Raw genomic sequence first — 10,165 nt, 5'->3', positions numbered from 1 at the left:
GTCGAGACTATTCGTAATTGCCGATGCTTGATTGCGATTGAAGACCGCTCTTCGAGTCGTCTTCGTCCTCACCGACCCATCGGTTGAGGCCCTCCACTACGTCATCACTCACACGAACCTTCGAGGCAGTTGAAGAGGAATCGGGTCCCCAGAGACGGAACACACGACTCCCATTCTGATACTCCTCATATTCCTCTGGCTTCAGGAATACCCAGCCCGGTTCAGTATGTTCGTCAATATCTCGACCGCAAATAAGCGCAGTATCTGGGTAGCCGACTGGCTTTACTGCTATTTCGTAGTTCGTGTGTCTCGGAGGGTGGTCCTGACATCGAACAATTGCCATACTGGCCTGTTGTGTGTCTCGAAAATAAGCGGTGGGCTTTCGCGACCGAGGAACTACGCTATTGGGCTTTGACCCTAGTGCTCATGCTTGTACTCATTAGCTTCTATGAACAAGCGTTTCTAACGCCTGTAATATATGAATAAGGGAATGTAGAATCCACATTTCGGGTTGCTATCCCTACCATTCGCGCAATCACCGTTCATTGCTCTATTCCTTGCAATTCTCTACTCGTCAAATACCCATCCACATTGCCTGTACCGGCGTTTTTGTATATAAATCGTCAATCACTAACCCGTTTCCCGTCGACGTGGGGATTCACTTCAAATCCGCAGACGCGAGGATTCTCTATAGGTCGCTATTACAAATTCTCAGCATTGTTATCAACTTCGTCTTCTACAAGCACATCTACTTTCACAGCAATAGAGTCCTTGTGGAACTGAGGAACGACCTTGTCTTGGATGAGTATCAGCTCTCTCCCCTTCTCGTACTTGGTAATCACATTCCCCTCAGGACACTCATACGCAGGCTTACAACCGTCCTTGGTCTCTTCGAGAGGTAGTGTTCAGATACGCTGATTCCATGCGAAGCTGAACGATCTGATCCAGTCGTCGGCGGTTTTTGCTTCGGCGTGGCTGAAACAGTTTGAGAAACTGGTAGTTCGTCGTTTTATCTCTCGAAAGACACGTTCGACACTATTCCGATTTCCGTGGCGTTCATATCTGAAAGCGAGGCTGTGACGGCGGCAGGCGTGTTTCAGCGAGTGCGATCCGTCGATGAGAAATACGGCATGTTCTACGTCGTGTTCCTCGTGGAGTTATTCAAAGAGTATCCAACTTCCACCGAAGAACTGCGTTCGGCTCAATCTCGAACTAGCAGTGCCCCCCTCTAGATACATATCAGCCTCGATAGATAGGCTTGGCCGCTGGGGTATATAACCGAAAGTGGTTTCAATTTACGCAAATAGTGATCGCAAAAAGTTAATTTAGCACAAACTATTATAACGGTAGAGTTCCTTCTACCTACGCATGTCGACAGATAGCGAATCACAGAGTAGCGCGGAGCGGAAGTCAGCAATTAAAAAACGTCACGAACAGGCGGCAAATGACGTGTTGCCCGACCATCGGCAGTTGTTCATCGGGGGTTCATGGGTACCGAGTGCCTCTGGCGACTCGTTCGAGACGACGGATCCGACCACCGGCGAGACATTAGCGTCGGTGGCCGCCGGAAACGCCAAGGACATCGACAGAGCCGTTGAGGCCGCGTGGGATGCATACGACGAGACGTACAGTGGGATGTCGACGGCAGAACGACAGGCGATGCTCGATGGAATTGCGGATGCCGTTGAGGAGCACGACGAGGAGTTCGCCCGGTTGGAAAGCCTCGATAATGGGAAGCCGATTTCGGAGGCACGGATCGACGTCGAACTGGTCATCGATCACTTCCGGTACTTCGCGGGGCTCGCCCGCGCCGAGGAAGGACGTACCGTCAACACGGACGACAGCAGGCACGTCCAGACGATCCGAGAGCCCTACGGTGTCGTCGGACAGATAATCCCGTGGAACTTCCCGCTTTTGATGGCGGCTTGGAAGCTCGCTCCGGCGCTATCGGCTGGCAACACCATCGTACTGAAGCCTGCCGAAGAGACGCCGCTGAGTATTCTCAAACTAATGGAAATCACGGAAGACGTGATTCCTGACGGGGTCGTTAATGTCGTTACCGGGTTCGGACCGGGAGCAGGGGAGCCACTCTCGAAGCACCCTGACATCCGGAAATTAGCGTTCACTGGGTCGACAGAAATCGGACGTGAAGTGATGAAAAGCGCCGCCGAAAGCATCACCGACGTGACGCTTGAACTGGGCGGGAAGAGCCCGCTCGTTGTGTTCCCCGATGCAGACCTCGAGAAGGCTGTCGAGACAACAATTACGTCGATCTTCTTTAATACCGGTGAGTGCTGTTGTGCCGGGTCGCGGTTGTTCGTGCATGAAGATATCAAAGGCGAATTCCTAGATGAACTTGCGGCCGCAGCAGAAGACCTGACCGTAGATGACCCGCTTCTAGAGTCGACAGACCTTGGCCCGAAGGTGACCGCAGCGCAAGTCGAGCGCACGTTGGGCTACATAGAGGAGGCAGAACAGGAAGGGGCAGCCTTCGTCACCGGGGGGAGTCAGCCGGACGACGAGGCACTCTCGGATGGGTGCTTCGTCGCGCCGACGCTCATTGACGAGATTGACCACGACAGCAACCCAGTCCAGGAGGAGATCTTTGGCCCGGTTCAAGAAGTGTTCAGTTGGAGCGAGTATGATGACATGATGGAATTAGCTAACGATGTCGACTACGGTCTCGCAGCGGGTATCCTCACAGAAGATCTTACGAAGGCCCACCAGTGTGCGAAAGACATCGAAGCGGGGACTATCTGGGTCAACACCTACAACGACTTCCCGACGGGGCAGCCGTTTGGTGGGTACAAACAGTCCGGGATCGGTCGAGAAATCGGCGAGGAAGCGATCGAACACTACACGCAGACAAAAGCGGTGAACATCTCACTCGACTGAATTGCCTGTTCCGTTCCCAGACGTACCCAGCGGACAGATTGAGGCTGCCAACGTTTCCATCGCTCCCGATGGGACAAAATACGTCGTCCCATCGGGGATGCACGAGCGGCTGTGTCGGGCGGTGGTGCCCGACGCCGGTGAGCAGACGCTGGACCCCAAAACCGAACTAGCGTTGGCCGGATGGACCTCACTCCACACAGATGGTATGATCGGACGGGTGTACATCGATGCTCCGGATGAGTTCGACGGAACTGCCATTGTGAAGCGGTTCGCCCGGTCCCACGATGCTGAATCGATTGTCATGGCACGTCATCCAAGTGGTGAGATGAACCGGTGGGACGCTCCAAGCACTGTTTCTCTCAGCGAACGGTGAACCCGAGAATCATCAGTCTGCACTGGGCTCCGAGCTAATCGACCGTGCTCAGTGACATCACTCGTTTTACTCTACTTCAGTTATCAAACTAATTACGATTTTGATTTTCAAAATAAAGCTATTAAAACGACGTAGAGGGTGTCATAGAACAGTTCGCATACCAAAGAGCAGGGTGAACGCTGAGGTGGAATGAGTCCAGCGATCCTGCAAGATGATCCTTCGGTAGAATCGTTCTTCAATGTCGTGGAAACGGAGACGTTGGCGTTGTTCGAGCATCTCTCGTTCGAGTTTCTCGAAGGGTTCGACGTGTTCGCCCCGGCGGAGACGGGGCGAACACGAGATCTTGAACCGCCCGAGATGATGCGTGGCTTCCTCCACTGCTATTACAAGGACATCTACGGCATCCGTCCGGTTGCACGAGAACTGAACAACACCATTGTCTGGCTCAGCTGTGGCTTCGATCGACCGCCGTCGAGAGACGCGGTCGATCGCTTTCTCACCGACCTCGAACACGTTGTTGACGAAGTCTTCGACTGGCTCGTCGAGCAGGCCGCCCGGCGCGGCCTGCTCGACTTGACCTACTGTATCGATTCAACCGACGTGAGGGCGATGCCCGCCGATCAAGACGCCTCGAAGTGCTACGATCCAACCGACGACGAGTACTACTACGGCTACGGTTGCACGATCGCCTCGACCGGGCAAAAGATCCCGATTGCAGCCGAGTTCACCGAGAGTAAGCAAGCGCCAGAAGAGACTGCGATGCGCGTCACGCGTGACGCGCTCGCCGTCGCCAAGCCGATCTGGATGGTCGGTGACAGCGCCTACGACACGCTCGACTGGCACGACCACCTGCTGGCCGCAGGGGTCGTGCCAGTCGCTCCGTACAACGCCCGAAACGCCGATGACCCAAAAGATATCCAGTACAGAGTCGAAGGCCGCATCGACGAACACAGCGAAGACGTCCAACTGAAGCAATCCACGTTGGATGAGACGTACAACCGCCGCACAGGAGTCGAACGGACCAACGAATCAGTGAACGACTGCGGCCTCGGGCGAACGCACGCCCGAGGCCGCGTCCACGCGCGAGCGCAGGTGTTCCTCTCGCTGTGCCTTCGCCTCGTCGTCGCTATCACTAACTACGAACGCGGAGACAATCCGGGAAGCACGATCATCACGGTGTGAGAAGAGTTCTATGACACCCTCGGTGAAGACAATTCCATTGAGGAACCAGAGCGGGACCGTTCTGGGTCAGAGACTTCCGACAGCGTCGAGGTCGAAATAGAGTCACCGAGTGAGGACGAGCTCCGTGTAGCCAATTTCCTTGCTGAAGAACACTCCAAAGCGGAGACAATTGCTCTATCGGGCGAGGATACAATTGAGGTTCGAGAAGCACCTGGAGGAACGTTCAAAGTTGATGTGACTGAGGTACTGGAGAGGGAATTCGGCGAGGATTCGAGGTCGAGTACTCAGGCGTCGTCTGTCCCAAGTATGAGTACTGCCGTTGTGGAGAAGCTTGGCTGATGTAGTTGGAAGCCGTACATGGGACAGATGCCGGTCTACCAGTACACGATTCCTCTCGAAGGGTAGTGTTCAGATAAGCTGATTCCATGCGAAGGCGAAGGATCGAAGCCAGTCGTCGGCGGTATCTGCTTCGGCGTTGCTGAAACAGTTTGAGAAACTGGTAGTTCGTCGTTTTATCTCTCGAAAGACACGTTCGACACTATTCCGATTTCCATGTTTTTCATATCTGAAATCGAGGCTGTGACGGCGACAGGCATGTTTCAAGGAGTGCGAGCCATCGATGAGAAACACCGCGCCGTCAACGTCATGTTTCTCACGAAGTTCGGCAAAGAATTCGTGAGCAATTACCTTGTTTGTCGTTGGCTCAAGCGTTGTATGCAGTAATTCGTTTGTTTCGGGATCGACAGCGGCGTACAGCCAATACTGCTCATCATTGAGTTGGATCACGGTTTCATCGACCGCAACGTGATCCGGGCTCCAATTAGATTCGGGCTGTAGATCAGCTTTGTGAACCCAGTTGTGAACGGTAGATCGAGCTCGTTCGACACCGAATATTTCAAGAATTGAAACGGTATTCGAAAGTGATAGTCCAGTCAAATGGAGTTGAATACCGAGCTTCATCAGCAATTTCGGTGTCGCTTCTCGTTCCACAAAACCTAACTCAATCTCGTCCAAACAGCCGTTGAGGCGGGTGTTTTTGAACATAGACACTCAAAAAACGCACCGCCTCACTCTTCATCCTTATCTGAACACCGCCACCACAATTCACGCCAAACTTAACGCGACCTAACTGAACCTATAAAATACTTTTGGCCTAATTGCTGGTAATCAAGAGAGAGAAAGCCCCGGTCTTTTGCTCCTTTTACTATCAATTTGTTAACATACTTATTAACTTCTCTTACTGATTTACTAACTCAATTCTCTCGTTTATAAGTAAATCTAACTCTTTTATATATTCTCAATTCTTCTCTTCTCTCTCCCTTATTTCGATCCTTCTTCTTTCTTTTTTATACTATCCCAATATCCTTTCTAAGCGCTTTCTCTTCTCTCTCTGATCATACTTCTCCCTTCTTCCTCAATTCGATCCTAAGCCCCGTGAGTGTGGTTATATGCTACTCAATTAGGAATCAGTAGGGGCGTGAGTGTGTTACTACTCAATTCAAATTTGAAGCCCAAATCTGCTATGTTATACAACTAATTCAGAGAAGCCCCTATTCCGAAGCTCATACCCATCCTGAAGATACCTTCTTCCTGAAGGACAGGGTATCGGGCTTAACCAACACAACGCATTAACTGCCTTCTCTGTTGGTTAAGGATTTGCCTTCCTGTCTCAATTTAGATTAACCACACCAAACTACTACTTTGTTGTCCATGTACACCATCGGATTCAAAAGCGAGACATCGCGAAGCAGCGGCGGGAGGTCCCCGAGCGAGTAAAACACCGCGCCAAAGAAGACCAGCGGCCGGAGCAGAAACTGATTCATCATCGTCAGATCGTCGAAGTCGTCGGCGACGAGGCCCCCGACGATGCCGAGACTCGAGAACAGAAGCGTGATCACGACCAGGAACGCGACGAGATACAGCGGCCGCTCGACCGGCACCGGGCGGTAGAGGCCGCCGATGATGAAAAAACCGAGGACCCCGATGAGCGTCCCGACCAACACGCCTCGGAGGGCCGACGACAGCAGGTACGCCCACACCATCCGGGTGTACGACAGCGGAGACGTCAGCGTTTCGTCGAGGTACTCGTTCCACCGCCCGTGGAAGATCGAAAAGGAGGCGTTCTCGAAAGCGTTCGAGACCGCCCCGAGGACGACGAGTCCCGGCAGAATGAACAGGATGTAGGGGACGCCGATGATCTCACCGACGCGGCTCCCCAACACGACGCCGAACACAGAAAAGTACAACACGTTCGTGATGAACGGCGGCAGGAAGGTGTTCTTCGGTCGCCGGACGTACCGCAGCACCTCCCGCTTGACGAGGGTGTAGAACCCGGTCGGGACCCCGATAGCGGCGGCGGCGCGGTCGACGGCGCTCATTCGACGCCCCCGGCGGCGGCGCGGCGCTCTGTCTGCGCGCCGTCGTCACCCGAGTTTGCCCCATCGCCCGCACCGTCTTCGGGGGCGTCCCGGTCGCCGGACGTCCCGCCGTCTTGCTCACCGCCACCCTGGCGGGTCATCTCGACGAAGACCTCCTCGAGGGAGGTGCGGCTGATCTCGAGGTCGACGATCTCGAGGCCCTCGCGGTCGAGTTCGCGAACGAGCTGGGGTGCGACTAGCCCGCCCTTTCGAGCGACGACGGTGAGCTGGCGGCCGTCGGTGTCGATCGATTCGACGCGGTCGTCCCCAGAGAGCAACTCGGGAAGGGCGGCGGGCGAGGTGCTGAGTTCGACCGAGATCCGATCGCTCCCGCGGTCCTTCAGTTCGTCGGGGGTCGCGACCGCACGCACCCGGCCCGAATCGAGGATCGCGACCTCGTCGCAGAGACGCTCCGCCTCCTCGATGTAGTGGGTGGTCAACAGGATCGTCTTACCCTGTTCGTTGAGATCGGTGACGAGTTCCCACAGGTCCCGCCGGAGCTGGACGTCGACGCCCGCGGTCGGCTCGTCGAGAATCAACAGGTCGGGATCGGTGATCAACGCGCGCGCCAACAGGAACCGCCGCTTCATGCCCCCGGAGAGCCAATCGAAACGGGTGTCGCGCTTCCCATAGATGCCGACCTGTTTGAGCACCTCGTCGGCGCGCTCGCGGGCCGCCGCCGCGGGGATCCCGTGGTATCCCGCCTTGTGCTCGAGCACCTCGCGGATCGGGAAGAACCGATCGACGTTGAACTCCTGGGGCGCGAGGCCGATGGCGTCGCGGGTCCGCCGGTAGTCGTCCTCGACGTCGTGGCCGAAGACGCGGGCGGTACCACCTGATTTCCGAACGAGGCCGACGAGGATATTGATAAAAGTCGTTTTGCCGGCCCCGTTGGGGCCGAGCAGTCCGAAGAACTGCCCCTCCGGGACGGTCAGCGAGACGCCGTCGAGGGCGGTCACGTCGTCGTAACTCTTCCGGAGGCCGTCGATCTCGAGCGCCGGGGTGCTCACCGGTTCGCCCCCGTCTCGGTCTTTTTAATCCGGACGCGCTGCGAGCGTCCCCCGAAAACACGTGTCGCTGCTGCCGTAAAAACCTGCATATCGTACCGCTGAATAGGTGTGTGCGCCGTAAATGCCCCGCGGTTCGGCGAGGATGGTTCGTAGGTAGGAAGAGGCAGCTGCATACGAGGAACGCGAGCGGATGGGTCGGGGCGGATTTGAACCGCGAGAACTCGCTTTCGCTCGTTCTCTGGGCTCAAACCGCCGAACCCATCCGCTCCTCACGTTCGTTCCTCGCAGGATGGGTCGGGGCGGATTTGAACCGCCGGCTTCCTCCGTGTGAAGGAGGTGTCATAACCGACCTAGACCACCGACCCGCCGACGAAAAGTATCGTCGCCCTGGACTTAACCCTTTTCAAGCGTCCCGACTCCGGTCACGACTCGCGGCGCTCGGACCGGTAGGCGTCGATCCAGCCGCGGGCGTCCGCGCCCAGCTTGCGGGTTTCGACCTCCGCGCGCTCCTGGAGCGCCTCGAGTTCTGCCCGGGCCCCGTCGAAGCGCCCCGGCTCCGGACACCCCCCTCGCGGTCGACGAAGCCGCTGACGCGCTCTCTGAGCGGCTCGAGTTCCTCTGAGACGCCCGTTTTGACAGTCTCGCCCGCCCATTTCGGGTAGTATTTCGCGTCCTCGAAGTGTTTGTTTATACGCGGAACAGGCGCAATACCACGGTGTTTAGGCCGTGGATACGCGCCGTCACTGCGGGCAACAGACCACCGTTCAAACGGCTGCCCTGAGTTTCCCACAGGGATATTTAAGTGACAGGCCGCCTTCTATTAGGGTAGGAATCGGTCGGAACGGAGCGGATTCCGAACCGTCCTTCGGAGGCGGCCTGTCCGCCCACGTAACGAGGCAGTATCCGAAAGGGCAGGTGGTGAACGACACATCCTTGAAGGGTGTGCCAACGTGCCGACTGCTCAAACCGAACCAGACGATACCCCCGACTCTGTTGACACCTGCTGGCGTCCCCGTGGCCAAAACAACACCGGGACGTCATATACGGTCGAGGATAGGGGTACCGGCCACTTGGCATGGCCAGCAGTCCACCAGTCCGATGCCATGGGACTACCCGCACCCGAAAGGTCTGGTAGTCAACTGATTGGACTCCGAACCTGAAACTCCCACCGCTCGGGATTCCTCCGCGTTCACGCGGAGGAGGATGTCAAGACTCGCATACACTTGCCACGAGCACAAAAAACTGCTGTGGCCACCTCACCGCGTGCCCGACGGCGACTGACCCCGTTGGGGGCATCCGCCCCACGCCGGGGCGGGCGTCAGCGTTATTGACGTGGCGGCGATACAGTAGCCTATGAGTCAAAGCGTTGAACCCTCGAGAGACCCGGTCGAAGTGACCGAAACAGCCGCCGACCAGGCGCTGTCCCTCATCGAGCAGGAGGGCTATGATACCGACAAGGCCGGCCTCCGGCTGTTCGTCCAGCAGGGCGGCTGTGCGGGGCTCTCGTACGGACTTCGCTTCGATGTCGAACCCGAAGACGACGATGCGATAACCGAACACCACGGCCTCCGGGTGTTCGTCGACCCGGCGAGTCAGAAGTACATCGACGGCTCTGTTCTCGACTTCGAGGGCGGCCTCCAGGGCAAGGGCTTCGACGTCGAGAACCCCAACGTCGAAAGCGAGTGCGGCTGTGGGGAGTCCTTCCGGACCTGAGCTGTCGACACGCCGCAACCGTCTCCAGGTCCAGTCCGTGTGCCCGCGCTGTTACTCTTCGAGTTCCTCGTCGATGAACTCGTGGGCCTCCTCTAGGATCTCCCGGGGGCCGTCCTGAGTGATCGTGTTGATCGCTTGCTCGTAGTCGCGCCACTGGAGGTCCCGGTGCTCCGAGGAGAGCTCGGCGGACGCTTCGAACGAGCGCGCGATGAACAGGTGGACCGTCTTGTGAATGGTGTTGCCGTTCGCCTCGAACACGTAGTCGTAGTCGTCGCGGAAGCCGTCCAACAGCCGGAAGTCCTCGATTCCGGCCTCCTCTTTCACTTCACGGATGGCGGTCTGCTGAAGCTCCTCCTCGCCCTCAACGCCGCCCTTGGGGAACTCCCAGTCGCCGGGCCGGGACTTGAGCAGCAAGTACTCGCGCCGGCCACGCGTATCGCGAAAGAGGATGGCTCCCGCGCTCGTGGCCTCTATCATTAGCCCACCGTAAACGGCCATGTGATAAATGGGTGTCGGAGAGGTTGCCGCCACGACGGCGAGCGATCCGGCGCCGATAGATGCGTTTTTGCCGGTCG

The 10,165-nt window shown here is 56.8% G+C and carries 10 protein-coding genes, 1 tRNA gene and 2 pseudogenes; 4 read left to right on the top strand and 9 right to left on the bottom strand.

Annotation, left to right across the window (positions count from 1 at the left end; translation table 11 throughout):
• Positions 1–7: 7 nt before the first annotated feature.
• The 3 genes and pseudogenes from NMLP_RS14995 to NMLP_RS14120 all read right to left on the bottom strand — a co-directional run.
• Complete coding sequence (locus NMLP_RS14995; RefSeq protein WP_152024095.1) at positions 8–343, bottom strand: hypothetical protein; 336 nt, start codon at positions 341–343, stop codon at positions 8–10.
• A gap of 358 nt (positions 344–701) precedes the next feature.
• The gene (locus NMLP_RS15360) at positions 702–842 is read right to left on the bottom strand and encodes a hypothetical protein (RefSeq protein WP_015408756.1); all 141 of its coding nucleotides are present in this window, start codon (positions 840–842) and stop codon (positions 702–704) included.
• A gap of 63 nt (positions 843–905) precedes the next feature.
• A pseudogene (locus NMLP_RS14120) lies at positions 906–1,157 on the bottom strand (IS6 family transposase); the annotation flags it as partial.
• A 211-nt stretch (positions 1,158–1,368) separates the two neighbouring features.
• Between NMLP_RS14120 and NMLP_RS03525 the strand changes: the two are divergent.
• From NMLP_RS03525 to NMLP_RS03515, 3 genes are all read left to right on the top strand, one after another.
• Entirely contained in the window at positions 1,369–2,895 is a 1,527-nt protein-coding gene (locus NMLP_RS03525; protein WP_015408755.1) for an aldehyde dehydrogenase family protein, read from the top strand.
• A 1-nt stretch (position 2,896) separates the two neighbouring features.
• Complete coding sequence (locus tag NMLP_RS03520) at positions 2,897–3,268, top strand: hypothetical protein (RefSeq protein ID WP_015408754.1); 372 nt, start codon at positions 2,897–2,899, stop codon at positions 3,266–3,268.
• 189 nt (positions 3,269–3,457) lie between these two features.
• On the top strand, positions 3,458–4,450 hold the full coding sequence (locus NMLP_RS03515; protein WP_015408753.1) for an IS5-like element ISNamo4 family transposase: 993 nt from the start codon (positions 3,458–3,460) through the stop codon (positions 4,448–4,450).
• A 408-nt stretch (positions 4,451–4,858) separates the two neighbouring features.
• On the opposite strand, the gene NMLP_RS14115 is transcribed toward NMLP_RS03515, so the two are convergent.
• The 5 genes and pseudogenes from NMLP_RS14115 to NMLP_RS03495 form a co-directional block, all read right to left on the bottom strand.
• Positions 4,859–5,494: an IS6-like element ISNamo9 family transposase gene (locus tag NMLP_RS14115; RefSeq protein ID WP_015408752.1), complete on the bottom strand. Its 636-nt coding sequence runs from the start codon at positions 5,492–5,494 to the stop codon at positions 4,859–4,861.
• A gap of 653 nt (positions 5,495–6,147) precedes the next feature.
• Positions 6,148–6,828: pseudogene (locus NMLP_RS03510) on the bottom strand (ABC transporter permease); the annotation flags it as partial.
• Positions 6,825–7,877, bottom strand: a complete 1,053-nt coding sequence (locus NMLP_RS03505) for an ABC transporter ATP-binding protein (RefSeq protein WP_015408750.1) — start codon at positions 7,875–7,877, stop codon at positions 6,825–6,827. The gene NMLP_RS03505 and the pseudogene NMLP_RS03510, both read right to left, overlap by 4 nt.
• 290 nt (positions 7,878–8,167) lie before the next feature.
• A tRNA-Val gene (locus NMLP_RS03500) sits at positions 8,168–8,242 on the bottom strand.
• A 57-nt stretch (positions 8,243–8,299) separates the two neighbouring features.
• Positions 8,300–8,530 carry a hypothetical protein gene (locus NMLP_RS03495; RefSeq protein ID WP_049926091.1) on the bottom strand — a complete coding sequence of 77 codons (231 nt, stop codon included), beginning with the start codon at positions 8,528–8,530 and terminating at the stop codon, positions 8,300–8,302.
• A gap of 700 nt (positions 8,531–9,230) precedes the next feature.
• Here NMLP_RS03495 and NMLP_RS03490 point away from each other — a divergent pair.
• A complete protein-coding gene (locus NMLP_RS03490) occupies positions 9,231–9,590 on the top strand; it encodes a HesB/IscA family protein (protein WP_015408749.1) in 360 nt (119 codons plus the stop codon).
• Positions 9,591–9,641: 51 nt separating this feature from the next.
• On the opposite strand, the gene NMLP_RS03485 is transcribed toward NMLP_RS03490, so the two are convergent.
• The gene (locus tag NMLP_RS03485; RefSeq protein WP_015408748.1) at positions 9,642–10,067 is read right to left on the bottom strand and encodes a bis(5'-nucleosyl)-tetraphosphatase; all 426 of its coding nucleotides are present in this window, start codon (positions 10,065–10,067) and stop codon (positions 9,642–9,644) included.
• Between the last annotated feature and the right edge of the window lie 98 nt (positions 10,068–10,165).

This window comes from Natronomonas moolapensis 8.8.11 (assembly GCF_000591055.1).
GTDB lineage: Archaea > Halobacteriota > Halobacteria > Halobacteriales > Haloarculaceae > Natronomonas > Natronomonas moolapensis.
The sequence above is the reverse complement of the archived record's forward strand: the minus strand, read 5'-3'. Positions and strand labels throughout refer to the sequence as shown.

Coding starts and splice junctions, on each gene's coding strand:
- NMLP_RS03515 (WP_015408753.1), top strand. CDS start 3,458: ATGAGTCCAGCGATCCTGCAAGATGATCCTTCGGTAGAATCGTTCTTC.
- NMLP_RS03495 (WP_049926091.1), bottom strand. CDS start 8,530: ATGGGCGGGCGAGACTGTCAAAACGGGCGTCTCAGAGGAACTCGAGCC.
- NMLP_RS03485 (WP_015408748.1), bottom strand. CDS start 10,067: ATGATAGAGGCCACGAGCGCGGGAGCCATCCTCTTTCGCGATACGCGT.
- NMLP_RS03525 (WP_015408755.1), top strand. CDS start 1,369: ATGTCGACAGATAGCGAATCACAGAGTAGCGCGGAGCGGAAGTCAGCA.
- NMLP_RS03490 (WP_015408749.1), top strand. CDS start 9,231: ATGAGTCAAAGCGTTGAACCCTCGAGAGACCCGGTCGAAGTGACCGAA.
- NMLP_RS14995 (WP_152024095.1), bottom strand. CDS start 343: ATGGCAATTGTTCGATGTCAGGACCACCCTCCGAGACACACGAACTAC.
- NMLP_RS14115 (WP_015408752.1), bottom strand. CDS start 5,494: ATGTTCAAAAACACCCGCCTCAACGGCTGTTTGGACGAGATTGAGTTA.